At 73.3% G+C, this 25,424-nt stretch carries 19 protein-coding genes; 2 read left to right on the forward strand and 17 right to left on the reverse strand.

Annotation, left to right across the window (positions count from 1 at the left end):
• Nucleotides 1-77 precede the first annotated feature (77 nt).
• Nucleotides 78-890 (forward strand): hypothetical protein, encoded by an 813-nt coding sequence (locus tag K8Z61_RS07700; protein ID WP_224128134.1) that lies wholly within the window; start codon nucleotides 78-80, stop codon nucleotides 888-890.
• A 19-nt stretch (nucleotides 891-909) separates the two neighbouring features.
• Here the strand turns inward: K8Z61_RS07700 and ispG are convergent, their stop codons facing one another.
• The 3 genes from ispG to dxr form a co-directional block, all read right to left on the reverse strand.
• On the reverse strand, nucleotides 910-2,061 hold the full coding sequence (gene ispG / locus K8Z61_RS07705) for a flavodoxin-dependent (E)-4-hydroxy-3-methylbut-2-enyl-diphosphate synthase (protein WP_224128136.1): 1,152 nt from the start codon (nucleotides 2,059-2,061) through the stop codon (nucleotides 910-912).
• Between the two features lie 73 nt (nucleotides 2,062-2,134).
• Nucleotides 2,135-3,493, reverse strand: coding sequence for a site-2 protease family protein (locus K8Z61_RS07710; protein ID WP_308116756.1), 1,359 nt, complete (start codon nucleotides 3,491-3,493; stop codon nucleotides 2,135-2,137).
• 49 nt (nucleotides 3,494-3,542) lie between these two features.
• Entirely contained in the window at nucleotides 3,543-4,631 is a 1,089-nt protein-coding gene (gene dxr / locus K8Z61_RS07715) for a 1-deoxy-D-xylulose-5-phosphate reductoisomerase (RefSeq protein ID WP_224128138.1), read from the reverse strand.
• 107 nt (nucleotides 4,632-4,738) lie between these two features.
• Here dxr and K8Z61_RS07720 point away from each other — a divergent pair, with 107 nt between their 5' ends.
• The gene (locus tag K8Z61_RS07720; RefSeq protein WP_224128140.1) at nucleotides 4,739-5,608 is read left to right on the forward strand and encodes a polysaccharide deacetylase family protein; all 870 of its coding nucleotides are present in this window, start codon (nucleotides 4,739-4,741) and stop codon (nucleotides 5,606-5,608) included.
• Nucleotides 5,609-5,641: 33 nt separating this feature from the next.
• On the opposite strand, the gene K8Z61_RS07725 is transcribed toward K8Z61_RS07720, so the two are convergent.
• From K8Z61_RS07725 to K8Z61_RS07790, 14 genes are all read right to left on the reverse strand, one after another.
• Complete coding sequence (locus K8Z61_RS07725; RefSeq protein ID WP_224128142.1) at nucleotides 5,642-6,469, reverse strand: lytic murein transglycosylase; 828 nt, start codon at nucleotides 6,467-6,469, stop codon at nucleotides 5,642-5,644.
• A gap of 2 nt (nucleotides 6,470-6,471) precedes the next feature.
• Complete coding sequence (locus K8Z61_RS07730) at nucleotides 6,472-7,299, reverse strand: phosphate ABC transporter ATP-binding protein (protein WP_224128144.1); 828 nt, start codon at nucleotides 7,297-7,299, stop codon at nucleotides 6,472-6,474.
• 140 nt (nucleotides 7,300-7,439) lie between these two features.
• Nucleotides 7,440-9,308, reverse strand: coding sequence for a substrate-binding domain-containing protein (locus K8Z61_RS07735; protein ID WP_224128147.1), 1,869 nt, complete (start codon nucleotides 9,306-9,308; stop codon nucleotides 7,440-7,442).
• A 38-nt stretch (nucleotides 9,309-9,346) separates the two neighbouring features.
• A complete protein-coding gene (locus tag K8Z61_RS07740; RefSeq protein ID WP_224128149.1) occupies nucleotides 9,347-10,354 on the reverse strand; it encodes a sortase in 1,008 nt (335 codons plus the stop codon).
• Nucleotides 10,351-13,047, reverse strand: coding sequence for a hypothetical protein (locus K8Z61_RS07745; protein WP_224128151.1), 2,697 nt, complete (start codon nucleotides 13,045-13,047; stop codon nucleotides 10,351-10,353). Before K8Z61_RS07745 ends, K8Z61_RS07740 begins: the two co-directional genes overlap by 4 nt.
• Nucleotides 13,044-14,723, reverse strand: a complete 1,680-nt coding sequence (locus tag K8Z61_RS07750) for a substrate-binding domain-containing protein (protein WP_224128153.1) — start codon at nucleotides 14,721-14,723, stop codon at nucleotides 13,044-13,046. Before K8Z61_RS07750 ends, K8Z61_RS07745 begins: the two co-directional genes overlap by 4 nt.
• Nucleotides 14,720-15,988: a phosphate ABC transporter permease PstA gene (gene pstA, locus K8Z61_RS07755; RefSeq protein WP_224128155.1), complete on the reverse strand. Its 1,269-nt coding sequence runs from the start codon at nucleotides 15,986-15,988 to the stop codon at nucleotides 14,720-14,722. The genes K8Z61_RS07750 and pstA (K8Z61_RS07755) overlap by 4 nt, the downstream gene beginning before the upstream one ends.
• On the reverse strand, nucleotides 15,988-17,004 hold the full coding sequence (pstC, locus tag K8Z61_RS07760) for a phosphate ABC transporter permease subunit PstC (protein WP_224128157.1): 1,017 nt from the start codon (nucleotides 17,002-17,004) through the stop codon (nucleotides 15,988-15,990). Before pstC (K8Z61_RS07760) ends, pstA (K8Z61_RS07755) begins: the two co-directional genes overlap by 1 nt.
• A 319-nt stretch (nucleotides 17,005-17,323) precedes the next feature.
• On the reverse strand, nucleotides 17,324-18,976 hold the full coding sequence (locus tag K8Z61_RS07765) for a phosphate ABC transporter substrate-binding protein PstS (RefSeq protein WP_224128159.1): 1,653 nt from the start codon (nucleotides 18,974-18,976) through the stop codon (nucleotides 17,324-17,326).
• The gene (pstA, locus tag K8Z61_RS07770) at nucleotides 18,973-20,208 is read right to left on the reverse strand and encodes a phosphate ABC transporter permease PstA (protein ID WP_224128161.1); all 1,236 of its coding nucleotides are present in this window, start codon (nucleotides 20,206-20,208) and stop codon (nucleotides 18,973-18,975) included. Before pstA (K8Z61_RS07770) ends, K8Z61_RS07765 begins: the two co-directional genes overlap by 4 nt.
• 4 nt (nucleotides 20,209-20,212) lie before the next feature.
• On the reverse strand, nucleotides 20,213-21,247 hold the full coding sequence (pstC, locus tag K8Z61_RS07775; RefSeq protein ID WP_224128163.1) for a phosphate ABC transporter permease subunit PstC: 1,035 nt from the start codon (nucleotides 21,245-21,247) through the stop codon (nucleotides 20,213-20,215).
• The gene (locus tag K8Z61_RS07780) at nucleotides 21,244-22,023 is read right to left on the reverse strand and encodes a phosphate ABC transporter ATP-binding protein (RefSeq protein ID WP_224128768.1); all 780 of its coding nucleotides are present in this window, start codon (nucleotides 22,021-22,023) and stop codon (nucleotides 21,244-21,246) included. The genes pstC (K8Z61_RS07775) and K8Z61_RS07780 overlap by 4 nt, the downstream gene beginning before the upstream one ends.
• 122 nt (nucleotides 22,024-22,145) lie before the next feature.
• Nucleotides 22,146-23,105: a sortase domain-bontaining protein gene (locus K8Z61_RS07785; RefSeq protein WP_224128165.1), complete on the reverse strand. Its 960-nt coding sequence runs from the start codon at nucleotides 23,103-23,105 to the stop codon at nucleotides 22,146-22,148.
• Entirely contained in the window at nucleotides 23,090-25,396 is a 2,307-nt protein-coding gene (locus K8Z61_RS07790; RefSeq protein WP_224128167.1) for a hypothetical protein, read from the reverse strand. Before K8Z61_RS07790 ends, K8Z61_RS07785 begins: the two co-directional genes overlap by 16 nt.
• Between the last annotated feature and the right edge of the window lie 28 nt (nucleotides 25,397-25,424).

A 25,424-nucleotide genomic window follows, 5' to 3' on the forward strand; every position in this document is an offset into this window, starting at 1 on the left:
CGAGCCTAGTGGCGCACCCCCCGGGCGGGCGCGTCCCGTTCAGGTGGGCGTCAGGAGGACGTCGTCACAGTGCTGCCATGACGACGACCGACGCCTCCCCCGCCCGCCGCGGGTCCGCCGCCGCCACCGCCGGCACCCTGCTGACCAAGGTCCCCGAGGCCACCGCCCTCTTCTGGTTCACCAAGATCCTCACCACCGGCGTCGGCGAGACGACGTCGGACTGGATCGGCCGCTCCCCGCTGGTGGTCCCGCTGGCGGTCCTGGCCCTGGCCGCGCTGATCGGCTCGCTGGTCGCGCAGCTGCGCGCCGACCGCTACCGCCCGTGGATCTACTGGTCGGCGGTGACGATGGTGAGCGTCTTCGGCACGATGGCCGCCGACGTGTGGCGAGTGGCGCTGGGACTCTCCTACGTCGCCTCGACCCTGGCGTTCGTCGTGGCGGTCGCCGCGATCCTCGCGCTCTGGCACCGCAGCGAGGGCACGCTCTCGATCCACAGCATCACCACTCGCCGTCGCGAGCTCTTCTACTGGTCGACCGTGATGGCGACCTTCGCGCTCGGCACCGCCACCGGCGACCTGTTCGCCTCGTCCTTCCACCTGGGCTACTGGAAGCCCGGCGTCGTGTTCGGCGTGCTGATCCTGCTGCCGTGGCTCGCCCACGCCCGGCTGGGGCTGAACGGCGTCGCCGCGTTCTGGACCGCCTACGTGCTGACCCGTCCGCTCGGCGCGTCGTTCTCCGACTGGGCCGCGGTCGAGCACGAGCGCGGCGGCCTCGGCTTCGGGCCGGGCGCCGTGAGCCTGGTGCTGTTCGGCGTCATCGGCCTGACGATGGCGCTCGGCCACTCCCGCGCCGACCGGTCCGAGGGCGACGTCGAGGTCGCGGCGGCCTGAGCCGCGTCGGGGCCCGGCGTCAGCCCACGCTGACGTCGGGCGAGGCGCCGTCGACGGCCTCCATGCCCTCGGCGATGCGCATGGCCTCCTCGATCAGGGTCTCGACGATCTGCGACTCGGGGACGGTCTTGACGACCTCGCCCTTGACGAAGATCTGGCCCTTGCCGTTGCCCGACGCGACGCCGAGGTCGGCCTCGCGGGCCTCGCCGGGGCCGTTGACGACGCAGCCCATGACGGCCACCCGCAGCGGCACCTCGAGGCCGTCGAGGCCGGCGGTGACCTCCTCGGCCAGCTTGTAGACGTCGACCTGGGCGCGGCCGCAGGAGGGGCAGGAGACGATCTCGAGCTTGCGGGGCCGCAGGTTGAGCGACTGCAGGATCTGGATGCCGACCTTGACCTCCTCCACCGGCGGGGCGGAGAGGGAGACGCGGATGGTGTCGCCGATGCCCTGGCTCAGCAGCGCGCCGAACGCGGTGGCCGACTTGATCGTGCCCTGGAAGGCGGGGCCGGCCTCGGTGACGCCGAGGTGCAGCGGCCAGTCGCCCTGCTCGGCGAGCAGCTCGTAGGCGCGCACCATGACGACGGGGTCGTTGTGCTTGACCGAGATCTTGAAGTCGCGGAAGCCGTGCTCCTCGAACAGGCTCGCCTCCCAGACGGCCGACTCGACCAGCGCCTCGGGGGTGGCCTTGCCGTGCTTCTCCAGCAGGCGCTTGTCGAGCGAGCCGGCGTTGACGCCGATGCGGATCGACGTGCCGTGGTCGGTGGCGGCCCGCGCGATCTCCTTGATCTGGTCGTCGAACTTCTTGATGTTGCCCGGGTTGACCCGCACGGCCGCGCAGCCGGCCTCGATGGCGGCGAAGACGTACTTGGGCTGGAAGTGGATGTCGGCGATCACCGGGATCTGCGACTTGCCGGCGATCGCCGGCAGCGCGTCGGCGTCGTCCTGGCTCGGGCACGCGACGCGCACGATGTCGCAGCCGGCGGCGGTGAGCTCGGCGATCTGCTGGAGGGTGGAGTTGACGTCGGAGGTGAGCGTCGTGGTCATCGACTGCACCGAGATCGGGTGGTCGCTGCCGACGCCGACGCTGCCCACGCGGATCTGCCGGGTCTGACGACGGGGGGCGAGCACCGGGGGCGGGGCGGACGGCATGCCGAGGCTGACGCTGGTCATGCCTCGAGCCTACTGCGGCGCGCGGGAGCGTCCCGCCCCGCCGGGGTGACGTGCGGGACCGCTGCCGGGGGCCTCAGCCGGTGACGGAGACCGGCACCACGAGGTCGGCGACGATCAGCACCACGCCCATGACCAGGATCGCGCTGCCGACGACGTAGGCCACCGGCAGCAGCCGCGCGGCGTCGACGTAGCCGGGGTCGGGCCGCCGGCGCAGCCGGGCCAGGCCGCGGCGCAGCCACTCCCACGCGGCGCTGGCGATGTGCCCGCCGTCCAGCGGGAGCAGCGGCACGAAGTTGAACAGGCCGATGAAGAGGTTGAAGCCGCCGACGAGCAGGCCGAGGTAGGCGGCCTTGGAGGTGGTGTCGATGGCGTCCTGGGAGACCGTCTCGCCGGCGATGCGGCCGCCGCCCACGATGCTGATCGGGCTGTCCGCGGCCCGCGGCTCGAGGCCGACGATCGCCTTCGCGACGCCGAAGACCCGCACCGGCAGGTGCACCAGCGCCTCGACCGACTGGACCGTCATGGTGCCCATCTGGTCGAGGGTGAACAGCGGGCCGCCCTTCTCCACGACCAGCGCGCTGCGCGGACTGACGCCGAGGAAGCCGACCTGACGCAGCGTCGGGTCGGTGTCGGACGTGGGCCGCGCCTCGACGGTGGTGCTCGTGCGGCCGGTCAGGGTGCGGCCGTCGCGCTCGTAGGTGAGGACGGCCGCGCCGGCGGCGTTGTCGCGGATCAGCTGGCGCAGCTGCGTCCAGTCGCGCACGGTCGTGCCGTTGAAGGCGGTGATGACGTCGCCCGGCCGCAGGCCGGCCTTGGCGGCCGGCGACGCGGGGTCGGCGGCAGTGCAGGCGCGTCCGCTCTCGGTGGAGGGCAGCACGCACCTCGACACCTCCGCCACGACGGGAGCACCGGGGGCGGCCTCGATCGTGCGGACGCCGAAGGTGGCGAAGACCAGCCAGAAGACGAAGAACGCGATGAGCAGGTTGACCGTCGGGCCGCCGGCCATGACGACGATCTTCTTCCACGAGGGCAGCTTGTAGAACAGCCGGTCGGCGTCCTCGGGGCCGACGAGCTCCCACTCGGCGGCGCGGGCGTCGGAGATGAGCTGGGTGAACATGCCGGTGTTCGACTTGCGCACCTTGGTGACCCGGTTGCCCTGCTCGTCGACGGTGACCTCGCCGAGCTGCTCGGCGCCCGGCGGCAGCATGCCGACGATCTTCACGTAGCCACCGAGCGGGATCGCCTTGACGCCGTACTCGGTCTCGCCGACCTGGCGGCTCCACACCGTCGGGCCGAACCCGATGAAGTACTGGGTGACCTTCCCGCCGAAGGCCTTCGCCGGGATCATGTGGCCGAGCTCGTGCAGGCCGATCGAGGCGAGGATCGCCAGGGCGAAGAGCACCACGCCCAGGGTGTAGAGCAGGACGGTCATCGGCTTCCCAGCGTTCTCGGTTCTCGGTGGTGCGCGGCGGGCTCGGCGCTCAGCCGGCGGCGACGAGGCGGGCGGCCTCCTCGCGGGCCCAGGCGTCGGCGGCGAGGACGTCGTCGAGCGTGAGGGCCGAGTTCGAGGGTACGTCGTGGACGGCGAGCACGGAGCCGACCACGTCGACGATGCCGGGGAACCGCAGGCGGCCGGCGTGGAAGGCGGCGACGCAGACCTCGTTCGCGGCGTTGTAGACCGCGGGCGCCGTGCCGCCGCGGGTGCCGGCGTCGCGGGCGAGGTCGATGGCCGGGAAGGCGACGGCGTCGACCGGCTCGAAGCGCCAGTCGGCGGCCCGCGTCCAGTCGATCGGGGTCTCGGCGTCGGGCACGCGGTCGGGCCAGCCGAGCCCGAGCGCGATCGGGACGAGCATCGTCGGCAGGCCCAGCTGCGCGACGACGGCGCCGTCGACGAACTCGACCATCGAGTGGATCAGCTGCTGGGGGTGCACGACGACGTCGATCCGCTCGAAGGGCACGTCGAAGAGCAGGTGGGCCTCGATGACCTCCAGCCCCTTGTTGACCAGGGTCGCGGAGTTGGTGGTGATGACGTTGCCCATCGCGAAGTTCGGGTGGGCCAGCGCCTCGGCCGGCGTGACGGCGTCCAGCTCGGCGCGCGAGCGGCCGCGGAACGGGCCGCCGGAGGCGGTGAGCACCAGGCGGCGCACCTCGTCGGCCGAGCCGGCGCGCAGGCTCTGGGCGATGGCGCTGTGCTCGCTGTCGACGGGGACGATCTGACCGGGCGCGGCGAGGTCCTTCACCAGCGGCCCGCCGATGATCAGCGACTCCTTGTTCGCCAGCGCCAGCGTGCGACCGGCCTCGAGGGCGGCGAGGGTGGGCCGCAGGCCGACGGCGCCGGTGATGCCGTTGAGGACGACGTCGCACGGGTGCGCGGCGGCCTCGACGGAGGCCTCCTCGCCGACGCCGTGCACCGCGGGCGCGAACTCGGCCACCTGGGCCTCGAGCAGGTCGGGCTGCGAGCCGCCGGCGGTGAGGCCGACGACGCGGAAGCGGTCGGCGTTCGCGCGGACCAGGTCGAGCGCCTGGGTGCCGATCGAGCCGGTGGAGCCGAGGATCACGACGTCGCGCACGGCGTCATCCTGTCAGCCCGCACCTGGTCGGCGCGTCTCGGGGACAGCGGCGACCCTCGGCGCCCACACTGGAGGCCTTCCCCGTCAAGACCCGAAGGCAGATGCTCGTGAAGCGCCCCGCCGTCACCGTGGTGACCTCCGCCGTCGTCCTGGCCGTGCTGCTCTCCGCCCTGCTCTCGGCGCTCGCCGCGCCGACCGACGCCGGCCGCGCCTCCGGATCCGAGGCCGCCGGCGCCGCCCCGGCCGCAGCCTCCGCGCACCGCGCGCCCGCGCACCGCGCGCGGCCCTCCGCGCACCGCACCACCGGACGCACGGCGCCGGCCGGCCGTCCGCGCGTGGTCGCGGGGCCCGCCATCCGCCCGGTGGGGTCCTGCCGGGCCGGCCGGGTGGCGCTCACCTTCGACGACGGCCCGGACCCGCGCCTGACGCCCCGGCTCGCGCGGCTGCTGCAGCGGCTGCGCGTGCCGGCGACCTTCTTCATGGTCGGCGAGCGCGTCGACGAGGCGCCGGCGGCCGCCCGGGCGGTGGTGCGCCGCGGGTTCACGATCGGCGACCACACCTACCACCACCCGGTGCTCGACCGGCTCAGCGGAGCGCGCGTGCGCACCGAGATCTGGTCGACCGCCGCCGCCTTCCGGCGGGCCGGGCTCGACGCCGGCGTCGTCGACCTGGTGCGCCCGCCCTACGGCGCGGCCGACGCCCGGACGCGGTCCGTGATCGCCGGCATGGGCCGGCCCAGCGTGCTGTGGAACGTCGACTCCCGCGACTGGGCGGGCCTCTCCCCCGCCGCCATCGTCCGGACGGTCGTGCGCGAGGTGCGCGCCAACGGCCGTCGCGACAGCATCGTGCTGCACCACGACGGCGTCACGAACTCGCCGGCGACGCTGGCGGCCGTGCCCCGCGAGGTGCACCGGCTGCGCCGGCTGGGGTTCTGCTTCGTCGCCCTCGACGCCCAGGGACGTCCGGCCCGCCGCTGACCGGGCGCTGACCGGGCTGCGGGGCCAGCCGGGTCAGCCGGTGCGCTGCGCGTAGGCGCTGGCAGCGGCGTACACGTCGCGGACGTAGACGTCGGAGTGGTTGTAGGAGTAGATCGCCGCCGACCAGCCGGTGCCCGTCGCGAGGTCGTGGCCGTCCGCGCACAGGTAGCGGGCGGTGGCCGCCGCGGCGTCGTCGAGGTCGAGCGGGTCGGCGACGCCGTCGCCGTCGCCGTCGGCGCCCCAGCGGTCCCAGGAGGAGCGCAGGAACTGCATCGGGCCCACGGCGTGCTCCCAGCGGGGGTCGCCGTGCCAGGCCGCCGACTCCGGCGTCGAGCGCAGCGCCTTGAAGCCGTGGGTGCCGTCGAGCGCCGGGCCGATGATCGGCGGCTGCGAGCGTCCGTCCGCCTCGAGGACGCGGCCGCCGATGGTGCCGTGGTGCGACTCCACCCAGCCGATGCCGGCCAGGGTCGTCCAGCCGACGTCGCAGCCCCCGACGCCGGAGAGCTGGGCCGAGGCGTACGCGCGCAGCGCGACCTCGGGGATGCCCGCCTTCGCGGCGGTGCGCCGCAGCCAGGCGGGGTCGACCGCCGGACGGTCGGACGACCGGGAGACGGGCGCCGGACGGACGTCGCCGACCGCGGCCGGCGCCACCGCCTCTGCGGGCAGCCCGACGTCACGGGTCGGCGTCAGGTCGACGGGACGGTCCGGCGCGTACAGGCGCGCCAGGCCGCCGACGGCCAGCGTCGAGACGCCCAGCAGCACGACGAAGGCGCCGACCGGACGGGCCAGAGCGGGGACGCGGCGCGGGGCCCGGGCGCGCCGTGCGCCCGAGCCCCGACGACGCCGGGAGCGGGAGGCCACGATCAGCCGAACCGGCCCTGGACGTAGTCGCTGGTGCGCTGGTCCTGCGGGCTCTCGAACATCGCGCGGGTGTCGCCGTGCTCGACGATCACGCCGGGCGTGCCCTGCGAGGCCAGGAAGAAGGCGCACTCGGTGGAGACGCGAGCGGCCTGCTGCATGTTGTGCGTGACGATCACGATCGTGACCTCGCGGGCCAGCTCGAGCATCGTCTCCTCGATCACGCGGGTCGAGGTGGGGTCGAGCGCGGAGCACGGCTCGTCCATCAGCAGGACGCGCGGCGTGACGGCCAGCGAGCGGGCGATGCACAGGCGCTGCTGCTGACCGCCGGACAGGCCGCCGCCGGGGGCGTCGAGGCGGTCCTTGACCTCGTTCCAGAGACCGCCCTTGCGCAGGCAAGACTCGACGAGGGCGTCCTGGTCGGACTTCGACATCTTGGTGCCGGTCAGGCGCAGGCCGGCGAGGACGTTCTCGCGGATCGACATGGCCGGGAACGGGTTGGGCTTCTGGAACACCATGCCGATCGCGCGGCGCGCGTCGATCAGCCGCTTCGCGGGGTCGTAGATGTCCTCGCCGTCGAGCAGCACCTCGCCGGCCAGCTGGGCCGACGGGACGAGCTCGTGCATCCGGTTGAGGATGCGCAGGAAGGTGGACTTGCCGCAGCCCGACGGGCCGATCAGGGCGGTGATGCCGCCGGCCTTCATGGTCAGGGAGACGCGGTCGAGGACCTTGCGGTCGCCGAACCAGGCGGTGATGTCGCGGGCCTCGAGCTCGGCCAGCGGACGCTCGGAGCCGGAGGGCACGGGCGGCAGGACGGTGGTGTCGGCGGTCATCGGTTCACTTCCGGTGCGGTGGGCGAGGCGAGTGGAGCGGGGAGGGTGAGGCCCGGTTCCGGGCGGCGTCCTGCCCCGGCCGCGCGAGGCGACCGGGGCAGGACGGGTGGTGCTGGGTGCTGCTCAGATCAAGGTGCTGATCAACGGACGGCGGTCACCTTGAAGGAGACCTTGCCCTTGGCCACCGAGCCGCTGCCGTTGTAGTTCGCGGTGTAGGTGGTGGACTTCTTGATCGCCGGCAGGGTCAGCGTGACCTTGCCCGACCTCAGGGTGCCAGACTTCACGGTCTTGGTGCCGACCTTCACGGTCACGGTGCCACCGGCCGAGGCCTTGGTGGTGGCGTTGGTGACGGTGATGGTGACCTTGAAGGACTTGCCGATCTTCACCTTCGACGGCTTGACGACCGAGATCTTCGCCGCGGCCAGGATCGTGGCCGAGGACGTGGCCGAGGTGGAGCCCTGGTAGTCGCTGTCCAGCGTCGGGATGTAGACGGCGAAGAAGCCCCGCTTGCCGGGAGCGACGCTCCGGGTCACGGTCGCCTTGCCGGCGGTCACGGCGACGGGGCCGCCGAGCGCGGTCTCGTCGGCGTCGTAGAACTGGACGGCGCCGGTGCTCGGCGCGGCGTGGCCGGCCGAGGTGATGGTGGCGGTGAAGGTGCCCTGGCCGGCGGCGGAGGACTTCACGGACAGCGCGGTGCTGGTGGCGAAGCGGTCCTGGACCGTGACGGTCTTGGTGTCGCTGGAGTCCTGGAACGCCTTCGGGGAGTCCGAGGTGAAGGTCGCGGTGTAGGTGTGCTCACCCGCGGTGGCCGCGCCCGAGAACGTGGCGACGCCACCGGTCAGCGGGACGTCCTTGGCCACGACCGTGTCGCCCTCGGTGAAGGTGACGGTGCCGGACGGCTGGCCGCCGACGCCCGTGATCGTCGCGCTCAGCGAGACCTTGAGCGGCTTGGTGACGTCGACGCTCAGCGCCGTGGTCGAGGCCTGCGAGACGTTGGTGGTGAAGGTGCTGGTCGCGGCCTGGGTCGCGACGCCGCAGACGCCGTCGGCGTCCGGGGTGGCGAGCTGCTCGAGGCCGCCGGCCTCGATCAGCGGGCGCGCGGCGTCGGAGCAGAGGAAGCCGTTGCTGCCGAAGAACTTCGCGATCTCCGGGTCGGCCTGGGCGCCGTTGCGGACGACGTTGTAGACCGCGCGCGGGAAGGCGAAGTCGGTCGAGCCGGTGGCCGTGTTGGTGCCGAGGTACTTCAGGGTGCCGAGCAGCTTGGCGCGGCCGAGCGAGATCGGGACGATCGCGTTCGGGTTGCCCTTGATGTCGGTGTCGTCCTGCTCCTGGGTCGTGCTGACCGAGGGAGCGAAGGTGACGGCGTTGCCGCCGTTGGCGGCCTGGAGGTTGGTGCGGAAGAAGCTCAGCGTGCCCGAGCCGTCCTGCGGGCGGTACGGCTTGATGACGCCGTCCTTGCCGCCCACCTCGGACCAGTTCGTGACCTTGCCGGAGTAGATGTCGACGACCTGCTGACGGGTCAGGGTCGCCGGCGCGTTGGTGTCGGTCGCCGAGACGGCCATCACCATCGTGTCGAGGCCGAACGGGATCTGCTGCAGGTTGTTGCTGATCTCGGTGCTGTTCAGCGTCGAGGACGACCGCGCGAAGTCGACGTCGGTGTTGTTGCTCGCGCCGTAGAGCAGGCTCTTGCCGGCACCCGAGCCGTTGGGGCGGTTGATCGCGCCGCCGGGCAGGGTGATCTGGCCGCCGCCGGTGGCGGCGAACGAGGCCACCTTGACCGCGCCCGCGGCCAGACCGGCGTTGTAGGCCTCGGCCGCCTTGTGCAGCGAGATCTGGGTGGTGTCGGAGCCGACGCCGATCAGGTCGGCGGACACCGGCGTGAAGCTGGGGTCGTTGGGGTCGGTGGCGGCGTTCGCCGGCGTGCCGAGCAGCGCGAGCGCGGAGCCGACCAGGGCGGCTGCCGTCAGGCGGGCGCCGACGCGGTGTCGACGAGCGGTGCTGAGCTTCATGTCTCTCCCTTAGAGAACGGATGCAGCGGAGCGATCGGTCACATGACGTTGGGCAGCAGGCGCGCCGCCACGTCGGTCGTGACCCAGGACAGGGCGAGGACCACCGGAGCGGCCACCACCCACACCAGCGCTGCGGACCAGCGCTGACGGGCGGCGGCGACGCCGAGCGTCGCCGCCAGGAGCAGCGCCAGGCACAGCGCCAGGAGCGGGAGACCGCTCGTGGAGCCCTGCATGACCTGCTCCGACTCGGGGAGCACCGACGGGACGCCCGCCGGGGCCGGGAACGCCTTCGCCGCCTGGGCGTCGACGTAGACCGCGTCGCTGGGGCGCAGCGCGGCGAGGAAGCCGGAGCCCTCGGCGCTGACCAGCGTCAGGCGCGCGGCGTCGGCGGGTCGCGGCTGCGGCAGCGGATCGCCCGCCCGCCGGATGCCGATGACCTTGAACTGGGTGGTGCCCTGGCCGGTGATCGCCTGGATCGAGTCGCCGACCCGGAGGTCGGCGATCCGCGCGAAGGGCGCGCCATAGGTGGCGGCCCGTCCCATGACGACCGACGTGCCGAGCTGACCGGGCAGCACCGTGGTGCGCTGGTGGCCGGGGCCGAGCTGGGTGTCGCCGGAGGCGGTGCCCTCGACGACCGTCTGCTCGAGGTTCAGCCGCGGGATGCGCAGCAGGGCCACCGGCTGGTCGACCGGCGTCGTCGGCCCGAGCGAGGCCGTGCCCGCGGCCACCTGCTGCCGGAAGTCCCGGTAGAGGAGGTCCTGGGCGCGGGCCTGGCTGAGGTCGCTGAGGACGAGCAGCTGGAGCAGGCCCCACAGGCAGACGATCGCGATCATCGTGAACGCCGAGGACACCAGGAACGCCGGCTCGTCGGCCGGGTTGACCGGCGCGGGCGGCGCGGTCATCCGCCGGTCGAGGGAGCCGCGCAGCCGCTCCCCCAGACCGGCTCGACGCGAGCCCGCGCGCGGCGTCTCGACGAACCCCTCACCCGGCTGCTGGGGCTGCTCGGGCACGGGACCCACGGCGGGGTCGAGCGTCGGCGCGCTCATCGGCCCGCCGCCCCGGGCGAGGCCGGACGCGTCGGCTGGACGAAGAACCGCACGCCGCTGGCGACCGCGATGCCGATCAGGCCGAGGATCAGCAGGGACGGCAGCAGGCCGCCCGCGGTGCGCGAGCCGACCGCCTGGGTGGCGGGCATCGCGACGGGAGCGGTGCCGCCTCCGGGAGCCGTCGAGGCACCCGTGGAGGGACCGCCGGACGCACCGCCGGCCGGGGCCGCGACCCCGCCCGGAGCCGCGCCCGCGCCACCGCCGGTCGGCAGGGTGCCGCCACCGGCGGTGCCGCCGCCCGGCGGCAGTCCGCCGGAGGAGTCGGTGCCGCCCGTGCCGTCGCTGCCGCCTCCGTCAGTGGTCGGGTCGGCCTTCTGCTCGGCGACCAGCTGGGCCACGCGCTGGGCCGAGCGGAACAGCGGGCGGGTCGCGCCGGAGTCGACGATGGGCAGGAAGCCGCCCGGCAGCTGGCCGTTGCCGTTGCCCGGCCGCTGGCCCTCGGTGGTCGAGACCCGGATGAACTGGGCGACCTTCTTCGCGTCCGCAGGCACCGCTCCGGAGATCTTGGCGGCCGTGTAGACCACCATCGTGCCGGGGTAGGCGCTGGCGGACTTCCGCACGTCGGCCTGGTCGAGCACGAACGGGCCGTTCTCCTGCTTCTGGCGGGTCAGGCGCAGCGCGGCGGCCATCGAGGCGTCGGAGGGCGCGACGAAGGTGCCGGGCTTGGTCTGGAGCGCGGCGGTGCGCAGGCCGTAGCGGTCGGCGTCGCCGAGGCTGACGATGCCGAGCACGAACCGGGAGCCGAAGTTCTGCCGGTCGATGCGACCGAGCTTGAACAGGCCGGTGCCCTGGTCCTTGTCGCAGCGCGTCTGGACGTTCGGCCAGGCGTCGAGGACGACGGTGGCGATCTTCGCCAGCGTGGTCACCGGGGCGGCGAGCTGGTTGAAGTAGATGCCGGGGTTGGCCTGACGGCACGGGTCCTCGGTCTTGGGGATGTAGGTGTCGAGCAGCGGCCAGCCCTCGGTCGGGATGCTGACGTCCTTGTACGACGGGTTGACGACCATGCCCCACGGATCGGGCTTGCCGGCGATGAACGCCCGGGCGTCGGGGTCCTCGGCGATGTACGACGTCAGCTGCTGCAGCACGTCGGAGTCGTTGGACAGCGAGAGCACCGTGGCTCCCGCCTCCTGCGAGATCGTCGAGAGACCCGGGTTCAGCCTCTGGAACTCGGGGTCGTTCATCAGGCCGAGCGGGTTCTTCGCCAGACCCGGATGTCCCTGGCCGAGCGCCGAGCCCACGTAGCTCTGCGTGTAGAGCTTGGCCAGCAGGCGTGCGTTGAGCCGCAGGTTCGTGAACTCGCCGGCGTTGTCGGGCTTGTCGATGGCGTAGCCGACCGCGAAGCCGGTGACGGCCGTCGGCGCGTAGCCGACCTTGGCGCCGACCGAGTCACGGGCCGAGGAGACCTCGGCGGCGGCCGCCTCGTTCTTCAGCATCAGGTTCCAGCCGGCGACGTCGGAGGTCTGGTTGAGCTGGAACTTGAAGCGGTCCTTGCGCAGGCAGTACGCCGGGGCCCACTGCAGGCCGGCCTGGGCGAGCAGCTCAGAGCCGTAGAAGCCGGTCGGCGGGCGCGGGTCGAGCAGGTCGCAGGTGTTCGGCGGCAGGCCGAAGGTGATCGGGATGGTGAACCGGTTGCGCCAGTTCGACTCCGACCACCACAGCGCGGGCGAGACGGCCTGGTCGACGCCCTGGCCGGCGAAGTTGCTCGAGCCGGCGGGGAAGCGGCCGCCCTTGCGGCACGACCGGTCGAGGGTCGTGGACGGGACGGAGGGCTTGTCGCAGCTCAGGCCCAGGATCGGGATCACCACGACCGAGCAGCGCACCTTGTCGTTGCAGCCGAGCGACTCGTTCTCGACGTCGCTGCGGACCTCGAACTGCACCTGGCCGGTGCCGTCGAGATCGGTGAACGCGGCGATCTCCGCCGGCGGGAACGCCGCGCCGACGGCCGCCTCGGGCGGCATCTGGTCGGCGTTGCAGGAGGCGTAGGTCTTGGCGTTCGACCCGACGGCGACGAACGGCGTCAGGTGGGTAGCGGAGTCGGGCACGTCGGCACCGGGGCAGGTGGCGGGGTTCGGGAACGGGTCGACGCCGGAGAGCCGCTGCCGGTCGGCTGCGGTGTTGTAGCGGTCCGCGAGCCACGTCGACTCCGCCGCGCCGCGGGCGATCTGCGAGCGCTCGGCCACCGAGGCGGTGAAGCACGTCGACGGGCTGAGCCGCTGGGTCGCGGGCGCCTTCGGGTCGTCGGTGCCCCGGCACTGCAGGATCATGACCGGGTACTCCTGGGCCATGCCGGTGTCGCCGTACGGGTTGGTGGCCCGCCCGCCGCTGGGCTGCGCGCCCTTCCAGGAGATGAGGATGCGCTGGCGTCCGCGGAGGTTCTCGGTCTGGTCGGCCGTCACGGTGACGTCCTTGGTCAGCACCGGGGTGACCGAGCCGTCGGCGTTGACGAAGGTGCGGTCGATCGTGCGGGTCTCGCTGAACGCGGGCTTCGAGGTCTCGGCGGCCGCCCGCGGCTGGTCGGCGCTCGCCGGAGCCAGCGACGGGATCGCCGCGGCGAGCAGGAGCGCGGTGACGCTGACGGCCAGGGGCCGCTTGTCGCGACCGGCCAACCAGTCGCGCAGGCTGCGGCGGCTCATCGGGCCGCCGCCAGCAGGCGACGCCGCAGCGAGGCGACGTAGACGCCGGGGATCAGCACGAGGCCGACGAGCAGCAGCCCCGACAGCCAGCCGAAGGCCTTCTTGTCGCCCGGCCGGTCGGCCGAGAGCACCGTGCTGGGGTCGGCGAACACGTCGCCGCCGCCGGTCTGGGCCGACGCGTTGGTGATGGCCTCGCCGGTGACCGGGTCGATGGCGCCCGGCGCCCCGCCGGCCGCGCCGGCCGTGGTGCCCGTGCCTCCGGCAGCGCCGCCGGCGGCCCCGCCGGTCGCCCCCGGACCGCCCGCGGTCGTGCCGCCCGTCGTCCCACCGCCGGCCTTGGCGCCGCCACCGCCTGCGGTGGTCGTGCCGCCGCCGGCCCCGCCGGACCCGCCGGTCGGGTCGTTGGTGCCGGTCGCGAAGCCGCACGGCCCGGCGCCCTGCTTGTCGCAGGCAGGGGGCTGCGGGGCGATCTCGGCCAGCTTGTTGCGGTTCGGGTTCTTGCCGTCGAAGGTCGGGTTGTTGCAGCCGCGCACGTCGCGGTTGGAGAGGTTGACCTTCGGGTCGGCCTTCTTGAGCAGCGCGATCTGCTTCAGACCCGCCTGCACGAGGTTCAGGGTCAGCGGCGAGTAGCCGTAGTTGCCGGCCTTCGTCTGGCCCGTGCAGAGCGAGTAGTACAGGAAGTCGGCGAGGGTCTGGCGCTTGGCCGTCGTCATGCGGGGGTCGTTCGCCGCGGTCGGGATGATCATGTACGAGTACGACGAGATCGGGTACGCGCGCTTGTCGGGGTTCGTGTAGACGCCGGTGAGGATCTGGGTCAGCGACTTCGGGTCGATCTTCGCCTTCGTCAGCGCGACGGCGGTGTTGTACTGCGTCGGCTCGACGTAGTAGCCGGCCTTGTTGAGCACCTTGACCACCGGGAAGTTCTTGTTGACCGGGTAGGAGTACTCGACGTAGCCGATGTAGCCGTTGCCGGAGGCGGCCGAGACCGCGTTCATCACCTGGTCGGAGCCGGACTGGCCGATCGTGCGGGTGCCGTTCTTGATCGGGTAGTACGACGTGAGGCCGGAGCGGCCGAAGTAGGAGCGCCACAGGCTCGGGTACTGGTTGTTCATCCAGGTGGTGAGCTGGGCGGTGGTGCCGGAGCCGTCCGAGCGGACGACCGGGGTGATCGGCAGCGAGGGGAACTTGCGACCGTTGTTGTCCTTGCTGATCTGCGGGTCGTTCCAGTTCGTGATCTGGTTGGTGAAGATCTTCACCAGGGTCTCGCCCGAGAGCCGCAGGTTGCGCACCAGGTCGTTGCCGACCTTGAGCTGGTAGGTGAAGGCGGTGCCGCCGGCCACGATCGGCAGGTAGGCGTAGGGCCGGTCGGACTTGTCGGCGTTGCCGAGCTCGTCGGTGCCCTGGTAGGGGATCTCGGAGATCGCGAAGTCGTTGGAGCCCTGGGCGAAGTCCTTGCGGCCCTTCGACGAGCCGCCGCCGGTGTAGACGACCTTGATGCCGTTGGCGTCGACGTCGGCGATCCACTGCTGGACGATGAGCTCCGACCAGGTCGAGCCGGTGCCCTCGATCTGGGCGTAGGCGACGGCGTTCGACGCCGCCGGCATCGACGCGACGCAGCCCAGGGCCAGCGCGATGGCGGCCAGGCAGCGGACGAGCACGGACACGGTGCGGTTCACGAGGACACCTCGGGGTCGTTCTGGACGGGACGGTTCTGGTCGGCGCGGTTCACGGGACCCATCTCGACGAACGGGTCGCCCTGGATGGGGTCGAACCCGCGCTGCGGCGAGAGCAGCCGGGGCCGCCGGCGCGGCTTCTTGGCCTTCTTGGGCCGCGCGACGAGCCGGGCGATGACGAAGAGCAGCAGCACGAGCATCAGCAGCACGCTGGCGGCGCCGAAGGCGCGCTGGATGGCCACCGGCTCGCCGGAGCGCACGAGGGAGTAGATGTAGAGCGGGAGCGAGTTCATCGAGCCGTCGATCGGGTTCTTCACCAGGAAGCCCGCCGCGCCGGAGGTGAGCAGCACGGGGCTGGTCTCGCCGATACCGCGCGCGACGCCGAGGATCACGGCCGTGGCCAGACCGGGCCGCGCGGTCGGCAGCACGACGTGCCACACCGTCTTCCAGCGGCTGGCGCCCAGCGCGAGGCTGGCCTCGCGCAGGCCGCCGGGCACGACGCGCAGCACGACGTCGGCGGCGCGGGCGACGATCGGCAGCATCATCACGGTGATCGCCAGCGCGGCGGCGAGGCCCGACTTCGGCCCGCCCAGGGAGAGCACGAAGACGGTGTAGACGAACAGGCCGGCCACGATCGAGGGCAGCGCGGTCATCGCCTCGACGACCGTGCGGACGATCCGGGCGAACCGGCCGCCGACCTCGGTCATGTAGACCGCCGTGCCGATGCCCAGGGGCAGCGTGATGAGCAGGGCGAGGCCGAGCTCGATCAGCGAGCCGACGACGGCGTGCAGCACGCCGCCCTTGCTGAGCCCGTCCTTGGGCGCCACGCCGGACATGTCGCTGGTGAGGAAGTTCAGGTGCGTGAGCGGCTCGTAGCCCTTGAAGAACACGAAGCCGACGGTGCTGACCAGGGCGGCTCCGACGAGCACGGCGCCGCCGGTGATGACCGCGCCGGCGAGCCGGTCCTTCAGCTCGATGACGCCGCCGTTCATGGCGCCGAGCACGGCGCTGGTCGCCAGGCCGCTGAGGAAGAAGATCACGACGAACCAGGCGACGCCGGGCATCGGCAGGAGGCGCTGGGTGATCACCCAGGCCAGGCCGAGCGCGGCGACCCAGGCGCCGATCTGGCGGAACCGCTCGTCGGCGGTCGGCTTGCCCAGCGCGGAGCGCGGGACGGCCGGCGCGGCGTCGTCGTCGCGGGTGGGCAGGATCGTGCGCGGCGCTGCGACGGGGCTCGCCACCGTCTCGGTGCCCTCGACGGCGGTCATCAGGCGTCCGTCCCGGCGCCGGAGCGCGAGCGGTTGACGATGATCGCGGCGAGCGTGTTGACCACGAGCGTGATGAGGAACAGGACGAAGCCCGCGGCCAGCAGCGCGGACAGCTGGGCCTGGGTGGCCTCGCCGAACCGGCCGGCGATCAGCGAGCTGACCGTCGAGGTGCCGACCTCGAGGACGTTCGGCTTGACGACGAACGACGGCGAGATGATCAGGACGACGGCGATGGTCTCGCCGAGCGCCCGGCCCAGGCCGAGCATCGTGCCGCCGATGATGCCGCCGCGGCCGAAGGGGATGACGACCGAGCGGATCATGCCCCAGCGGGTCGCGCCGAGCGCGAGCGCGGCCTCCTTCTCCCCCACCGGGGTCTGGGAGAAGACCTGGCGCATGACGGCGCAGGCCATGGGCATGACCATCATCGCCACCGCGATGCCGGCGCAGAACGCGCTGAACTGGTAGCGGCCGTAGTCGGGCACGGCGGCGTTCGGGTCGCTGCCCGGCACGTCGAAGATCGGGATCCAGCCGAGGTGGGCCTGGAGGAACCGGGCGAGGTCGCCGGCGTGCGGCATCACCAGCAGGTAGCCCCACAGGCCGTAGACGATCGACGGCACCGCCGCCATCAGGTCGACCAGCGAGACCAGCACCGGCTTGATCCGCGCGGGCGCGTACTCGCTGATGTAGAGCGCGGTGGTGAGCGCGAGCGGGAAGGCGAAGAACATCGCGACGAGGGCCACCGAGATGGTGCCGGTGAGCACCGCGGCGATGCCGATCTGGTCGGTGTCGGGCTGCCAGGTCTGGGTGGTGAAGAAGCCCCAGCCGTAGCGCTGGAACGTCGGCACGGCCTGGTAGCCCAGGAAGAGGCCGACGCCGCCGGTGATGACGAGCATCGTCGCGCCGACGGCACGGATGCCGTGCTCGAAGACGGCGTCGACGCCGGCGGGCTTGCGGGAGATGTGCCGCGGCGCGACCGTGTCGGCGCCGGGCAGATCGAGCACAGGGAGGCTGGTCAAGCGAACCGTTCCAGATCGTGCGTACCGCGGGTCCGGGGAGGTCCGTGCGGGCTCGCCGGAGGCCCCGGGAGCGGCTCCAAGGTGCGGGAGCCAGGGAACCGATCAGGGTGGCGCAGGTGAACGGACGCTGAACCGTCGAGCCTCGTTGGCTGAACTCGACCGTGGCGCCGCCCACAGGGCCAGGCGGGCATGGTTCTCGCAGGTCACCCGGCATGGCCCGATCGGACTAGATGGCGGCTCCGAACGCAGGACCGCCCGGAGCCGAGCGGCTCCGGGCGGTCCTGAGGTCACCTGCTGTTCACCTGGGCGACGGCCTCCGTCACGGGCGCAGTCGGCGGTAGAGGAACGGCGGCGCGAGGGCCGTCAGGAGCAGCATGAGGGCCACGACCCACGCGGCGACGGCCGTCTGACCCGAGCGCTGGCCGCCCACCTCGACCGCCGTCGCGGGCGCGCCGGCCGCGAGCGCGGTGCCGGCCGCGGCGGGGGCGCCGGTCAGGGGGTCGACCGCCGCGGCCGCTCCACCCGCGCCGGGCGCGCCCGACACACCGGCCGCGCCGGCACCGGTGCCGCCGCCCGTCGCGGCCGTGCCGCCGGCCGTCGTCGTCCCGCCGGTGCCGGATGCTGGGGCCTGACCGCCGGCGGCACCGCCGGCACCGGCGCCGACCGTCTGGCCGCCGCCACCGGCGCCCCCCGCACCGGCACCGCCCGACGCGCCCGTCCCGCCGGTGCGGCCGGCCGTGCAGACCTTCCCGCGGGCGTCGCACGGGTTGGGCGCCGGCGCGTTGCGCAGGATGTCGAAGGCCGGGTTCGCGCACTTGCTGAACGACGGCGGGTCGACGTGCCCGGGGATGCGGCGCACCTGCTTGAAGCCGGCCTCGACGAGGTTCTTCGGCAGCGGCGAGTAGCCGAGGATGTCGGCCTTCTGCTGCCCCGCGCAGAGGAAGTAGTTGACGAACGTCGAGAGCGTGCGTCCCTTCGCGGCGTTGAAGGGGGCGTCGGTCGAGATCGGCGCGACCATGTAGGAGTAGCTCGACATCGGGTAGGCGCGCTTGTCCGGATTGTTGTAGACGCCCCGCAGGTCCTGCACCAGCGTCTTCGGGTCGACCCGCGCGCGGGTCAGCGCCACGGCCACGTTGGACGCCGTCGGCTGGGCGTAGTAGCCGCCCTTGTTGAGCAGCGAGGCCACCGGGAAGTCGACGCGCTTGGCGTAGGCGTACTCGACGTAGCCGATCGCGCCCTCGCCGTAGGGCGCCGAGACGTAGTTGGCGACGCCGTTGGAGCCGACCTGCGCCTTGGAGGCGCCGAAGGCCGGGTAGAACGACACGCTCGGGCAGGCGTTGCCGCCGAGCCTGAGCTTGTCGCGGATGAAGGGGCAGTAGATGCTCGGCGTCTGGTTGATCATGTAGAGGCTGAACTGGGCCGACGCGCCCGCGCCGTCGGAGCGCACCACCGGGATGATCGGGATGTCGGGCAGCGCCTTGCCGTAGTCGGCCTTGATCGCCGGGTCGTTCCACCGGGTGATCTGGCCGGTGAAGATCTTGGCCAGGGTCGGCGCCGAGAGCCGCAGGTCGCGCACCCGCTGACCGCCGACGGTGAGGTTGTACATGAACGACGTGCCGCCGGCGACGATCGGGATGTAGGCGTAGGGACGGCTCGGTCGCTCGGCCTGCTGGCCCGGCTCGGGCGGGTCCTGGAAGGGGATCTCGGTGTTCGCGAAGTCGACCGTGCCCTGGATGTACTGCGAGCGGCCGTCGGTGGAGCCGGTGCCGGCGAAGTTGACGACCACGCCGCTGGCCCGGATGTCGGCGCGCCAGGCGTCGACGGCCACCTGCGACCAGGTGGAGCCGGCGCCGGAGATCGGCACGTAGTCGGCGGCGAACGACGGCGCGGTGGCCGGCGGGGCGGTCAGGCCCACGGCGCCCAGGGCGAGCGCGGCGGCGAGGATCCGACGGATCCGGCGCGGAGGGGTCACGGGAGGTCTCCTTCGTGGTCCGGCTGGTCGCCGGCGTCGATCTGGTCGGGGCGCTCCTCGGAGCGCTGGTCGAAGCGCGCCGCGAGACGGCGCTGCTGCCGGCGGCTGACCCGGCCCGGCGCACGACCGCCGACGATCCGGGCCAGGGAGAAGAACAGGACGACGAGCGTCAGCAGGACGACGCCGGCGCCGAAGGCGCGCTCGATCGCCTGGTCGAGCGGGAGGCGCACCTGGGTGAAGATGAACAGCGGCAGGGACAGCTGCGGGCCCTCGAGCGGGTCGAGGTTCATCTCGCTGGTGTTGCCGGCCACGAGGAGCACGGGCGCGGTCTCGCCGATCACCCGCGCCACTCCGAGCAGCACGGCCGTCACCAGACCCGGGAGGGCGGTGGGCAGGACCACCCGCGAGACGGTCTGCCAGCGGCTGGTCCCGAGGGCCAGCGAGGCCTCCCGCAGGCCGTTCGGCACCAGCCGCAGGACGACCTCGGCGGTGGTGGTGACGACCGGGATCATGCTCACGCACAGGGCCAGGGCGGCGGCGAAGCCGGAGCGGTCGAAGCCGAACTGGATGATCATCATCGAGTAGACGAACAGGCCCGCGACGATGGTCGGCACCGAGCTCATCGTCTCCACCACCCGGCGCACGGCGTCGGCGAGCCGACCGCCGACCTCGCTCAGGTACACCGCGGTGGCCAGCCCCAGCGGCACGCTGATCAGCATCGAGATGCCGACCTGCTCGGCGGTGCCGGCCATGGCGGCGAGGATGCCGCCCTGGTCGAGCGGGGCGTCCGGTCCGATCAGGGCGGTGGTCTGGGTGTAGAAGTTCAGGTGCCCCAGCGCGGAGCGTCCACGCAGGAACGTGAAGACCACGATGCCCGCGAGCACCGTCACGAGCACGAGGCCGCAGGTCGTCACCAGCGCGGCCGTGAGCCGGTCGATGACGCCCTGGCGGTCGAGGGTGGTGCTGCTGACCGCCGCGAGCAGCGTCAGGAAGAGCAGGTACCAGACCAGCCAGAACCCGATCGTTCCGCGCACCGGCAGCACCTGCTCGAAGAGCAGCCAGGCCAGGGCGAGGGCGCCGAGGAGCGCCGCGAGGTGGTGGACGAGCGCCTCGGGCGTCAGGCCGCGGGTGCGGACCCGCGGACGCGGCGGTCGGGGGTCGCCGGACTCCCGCTCGCGCAGCGGCAGGTGCGTGCGCGGCACGTCGGGGTCGGCGCTGGTGACGGGGGGCATCGGCTCAGATCTCCGTGGCCGCACCCGAGCGCGAGCGTCGCACGACGACGCCGGCCAGGGTGTTGATGAACAGGGTGAAGACGAACAGGACGAGGCCCGCGCCGAGGAGGCCGGCCAGGCCGACGCCGTTGGACTCGGAGTACTTCGCGGCGATGTGCGCGGCGATCGTGTTCGAGCCGCTCTCCAGCGGGCGGGTCGTGAGCGTGAAGGTCGGCGCGATGATCGTGTAGACGATGATCGTCTCGCCGAGCGCACGGCCGAGACCGAGGATGACGCCGCCGACGATGCCGCTGCGGCCGAAGGGCAGCACGACCGCGCGGATCATGCCCCACCTGGTGGCGCCCAGCGCGATCGCGCCCTCCCGCTCGCCCTGCGGCGCCTGCGCGAAGACCTCCCGCATGATCGAGGTGACGGTCGGCAGCACGACGGCGCCGGTGGCCACGCCGGCGATGAACGCCGAGGACGTGTAGCCCGACAGCGAGTCGGGCGTCGTGACCCGCAGGAAGGGCAGGAAGGGCCCGAGGTGCACGGAGATCCACTGCGCCACCTGCAGCAGCTGGCCCTGGAGGAAGAAGAAGCCCCACAGCGCGTAGATGATCGCCGGGACGGCCGCCATCAGGTCGACCAGCGTCACCATCGGCCGGCGCAGCCACGGCGGCGCGTACTCGCTGATGAACAGCGCCGCGCCGAAGCCGATCGGCACCGCCACCGCGAGCGCGATGAGGGCGATCAGCACGGTGCCCCACAGCAGGGAGGCGATGCCGAAGGTGCCCGCCTCGGGCAGCCACTCCTGGGTGGTGAGGAAGCGCCAGCCCTGCGACTCGAACGCCGGCCAGGCGCCCAGCGCGAGGAAGAACGCGATGAGCACCATGACGACGAGGGTCGAGATCGCGGCGCCGCGGACGGCGGCGACGAAGCCGACGTCGGCCGGGGTCGGCTTGGCCACGATGGAGCGCCGGGCGCGCTCGGCGCCGGCCACCAGCACCGGCGGCGGCCCGGCCGGTCCGGCGGGTCCCTGGGTCGGGGTGAGGGTGCTCATCCGAACCGTCCGTTCACGTAGTCGTCGGTGCGGGGGTCCTGCGGGCGGCCGAACACGTCGGCGGTGGGGCCCTGCTCGACGATGTGGCCGGGCCGGCCCTCGGCGGCCAGGAAGAACGCGCAGTGGTCGGAGACCCGCTGCGCCTGCTGCATGTTGTGGGTGACGATCACGACGGTCACCTCGGCGGCGATCTCGCGGATCGTCTCCTCGACCCGGCGCGTGGAGGTGGGGTCGAGGGCCGAGCAGGGCTCGTCCATCAGCAGGACGTCGGGCCGCACCGCGAGCGAGCGGGCGATGCACAGGCGCTGCTGCTGGCCGCCGGACAGCGACGCGCCGGGCGTGCCGAGCCGGCCGCGCACCTCGTCCCACAGGCCCGCGCTGCGCAGGCTGCGCTCGACCAGCGCGTCGTCCTCGTCGGTGCGGCGCCGACGCCGGCCGAGCGCGGCGCCGCGGGCGTCGCGTCCGGTGAGCGCCAGGCCGGCGAGCACGTTGTCGTAGATCGACATGGTCGGGAAGGGGTTGGCCTTCTGGAAGACCATGCCGATGCGGCGGCGGCTCTCCAGCGGTCGCAGCGCGGGGTCGTAGACGTCCTGGCCCTCGAGGAGCACGCGGCCGGCCAGCGAGGCGCCGGGCACCAGCTCGTGCATGCGGTTGAGGATGCGCAGGAAGGTCGACTTGCCGCAGCCCGAGGGCCCGATCAGCGCGGTCACGCGGCCGGCGGCCATCGTGAGGTCGACGTCCTCGAGCACCTGGTGGTCGCCGAACCAGGCGCTCACCTGCTCGGCGACGAGGGCGGCGGGGGTGGCGTCGGCGCGATGGGCCGGCCGCGCCGTGGGGCCGGCGGCGGGGGTCGGGGCCACGGGGCCCTCCTTCCGGTCGAGTCGGGTCACGGCGGCGCTCACAGCGTGTTGGGCAGCAGGAGCGCCAGCTGCCCGAAGACGGTCCAGAGCAGCGCGAGAAGCACCGGCACGCCGCCGATCCACAGCGAGCGGCGCAGCGTGGCCGCCTGCGGCACCCGGACCCAGGCCCAGGTGAGCCCGAGGGCGACGAGCAGCAGCAGCTGACTCCACAGGACCAGCGACACGAGGTGGTCGGAGCTGCCCTCCCCCACGGCGTCGGTCGGACGCGCCGCGACGCCGGCCGCCGCGCCGGTGGTGCGGGGCAGCGCCTCGCCCTGCAGCCGCGCCGAGACGGTGAGCGTGCGGCTCGGGGCGAGCGCGGGGTCGGAGGTCACCAGGGTGAGTCGCGAGGCGACCACCGGCACCGTGGTCGGGGCGGCGTCGCTGGTGCGCACGAGGTCGACCACGTAGGTGAACCGGCCCTGGCCGGTCGTCACGGTGAACCGGTCGCCGGGCCGCAGTCGGTCGAGGTGCGCGAAGGGCGCGCCGAAGGTGGCGCGCCGCCCCACGAGCACCGATCCGCCGGCCTGTCCGGGCAGCGAGGTGTCGGGGCGCAGCCCCGGGGCGAGCGCGGTCTGCTCGCTGCTGCTGCCCTGCACGAACACCTGGGTCAGGCCCAGCTGCGGGATCTGCAGCAGCCCGAGCGGGGTGCCGATCGGCTGGGCTCCGTTGACCGGCACCTCGGTGCGCTTGAGCGCCGCGACGAGGTCGTCGTAGGCCAGGGCCTGGTAGCGGTCCGCGGCGAGCCGCGACCCGCCCACGAGGAAGGCCAGGAAGCCCAGCACGAGCACCAGCACGCCGATCAGGGCGGAGGCCAGCAGCGTGCCCGTGCGGGGGCCCTCCGGCCGGGTGCCGGGGTGCGGCCGGTCGTCCCGGTCGTCCCCGACCCGGTCGACCACGGCGTCGGCCGAGCCGTCCGGCACCAGCGGCGCGGGGGGCGGGCTCAGCGTCGCAGCCACTGCGGCCCCCGTCCGGTCCGGGTGGCCCACAGCACCGCGGGGCCGAGCACGAGCAGCACCAGGGCCAGGCCCAGGAGGGTCGGCAGGAGCAGCATGCGCCCGGTCGCCGGGGTCGAGCCGACCGCCAGGGTCTGCGCGGTCGTCGTGCCGGGGGCCGACGACGCGCTCGCCGAGGCGCCGGGGACGCCCGGGGCGGCCGCCGCTCCCGGCGCGGTGGATCCGGTGGTGGCGCCCACGGGTGCGATCGGGACGCCACCACCACCGTCGAGGGGTGCACTCGACGGGCTCAGGGGGACCGGCGACGTCGACGAGCCCGTGGTCGGGTCGCCGGTCGGGTCGCCGGTCGGGTCCGGCGCGCTCGGCACGCCGGCGAGCACGGCCTTGCGGGCGGTGGTCACCTGGCGGCGCAGCGCGGCGGGCAGCGGGGCGTAGCCCGCGGGCAGCTGGCCCACCTGCTCGCCCGGCACCTGGCCGGCGCCGCCGGCGTAGGCCAGCAGGTCGGCCATCTCCTGCCGATCCGCCTTCGGCGCCTTGCGGGAGAAGCCACCGGTGATCTGCAGCATCAGCGGGTAGACGTCCTTCGCCGTCGAGGCGAGGTCGACGCTGCGCGTCACGCCGTCGGCGCCGGTGACCGCGTGCTCGACGCCGGCGAGCAGTGACGCCGTGGTCGGCTTGACGTACTCCCCCGCGGTGTTGCGCAGCGAGGCGGTGCTCAGGCGGAAGCGCGCGGCCGAGGCGGCGTCGATGATGCCGATCACCTCGCGCCGGCCGGGGTTCTGCCGCGGCGGCTTCGTGACGACCGTCTTGCCGTCCTCGATGCTCGTGGTGGCGCCGGGGAACCGGGCGATGGAGAGCTGGCGAGCCACCGCGTCCAGCTCCTGGATCGGCTCGAAGGTCTCCGACATCAGCGCATCCAGCGCCGGGTACCGCGCGAACGGGAGCGCCAGCCCCCGGTAGTTGGCGTTGACCGTCATGCCCCACGGGTCGGGCTTCCCGGCCAGGAAGTCGCGGGCCTCGCGATCGGAGGCCAGCCAGCGGGTCAGCGCCACGGTGCTGTCGGAGAGATCGCCCAGCAGCAGCGGGTGGTTGCCGGGAGCGCCGCTCGGGAATGCGATGCCGGGGTTGAGCGCCTTGAGCTCGGGGTCGCGGAAGACGTTGACCGGGTTCTTCAGCACCGCGGGGTTGCCGCCCGAGCGGTAGGAGCCGGTGATCAGCTTGGCGACCAGCCGGGCGTTGAGGCGCAGGTCGGTGATCGGGCGGCCCGACGCGTCGTCGATCTGGAAGGCGACGACGAGACCGGTGACCGCCAACGGCGCGTAGGTGACGGCCTGCGGGGACGCCTGCTCGGCGGTGAGCGGGTCGATCGTCAGGCCCACGCCCGTGGTGCCCGTCGCGAGGTCCTGACGCACCTGCGGCTCGCCGACCGAGGTGAAGTCGAGGCGCACGGGGTCGGTGTCGAGCGTGCACGTGCGGGCGCGCCAGCTGGCCAGGAGGTCGCCGGAGAACGGGCTGCCCTCGACCCGCAGCGAGGTGCCGGTCAAGGGGCAGGCGTCGCCGACGGGCAGGAACGACAGCGGGACGACGGTGCGTCGCGCCCAGGCCCACGGGGCGTCCATCTGGTCCTCGGTGGCGCCGTTGCCGGTGCCCTCGCGGCCGTAGTTCGGGACGACGACGATCGAGCACGGACGGTCGGCGTCGCAGCCGAGCGAGGCCGACTCGCGCTTGGTGAAGACCTGGAGGGTCACCTCGCCGGAGCCGTCGGCCCGGGTCACGTTGTCCTGCCAGTTGGCCGGGCCGTCCGGGGTGGCGTCGAAGGCGTCGTCCTGGCCCGGGTAGGTGAAGGGGCGCACGGCCGGGATCGCCGGCGAGCCGGGCGAGGCGTCGATGCCGAGGAAGCCGGGCGAGCCGTAGCAGTCGCTCGAGCTCGCCGGCGCCGCGCCGCGGCACTGGTAGACCCGCACGGGGTTCTGGGTGTTGATGTCGAGGGAGTCCCCCGAGTTGGCCAGCCGCGAGGCCGAGCTCGGCCGGAAGCCGGTCCAGGAGACCGAGACGCTCTCGTTGACCAGCCCCGTCGTGCGGCTGACCGTCACCTGTGCCCGGTCGCCGGCGCCGGGGGCGTCGACCGTCACCGCCTCGGAGGCCTCCGAGCGGGCCGAGGCCGGGGAGGCCCCGACGGGCAGCCCGATCGCGACCAGCGCGGCGAGCAGCGTCAGCAGGCCGGACGCCGTGGTGACGACGCCGAGCCGGCCGCCGCGCGTGGTCGCGCGGGGGCGGATGCACCCGATCCGCATGTGTCGTGCTCCTGGAGGGTCGATCCGG

The organism is Nocardioides sp. TRM66260-LWL (assembly GCF_020075545.1).
In the GTDB taxonomy this organism is placed as follows: domain Bacteria; phylum Actinomycetota; class Actinomycetes; order Propionibacteriales; family Nocardioidaceae; genus Nocardioides.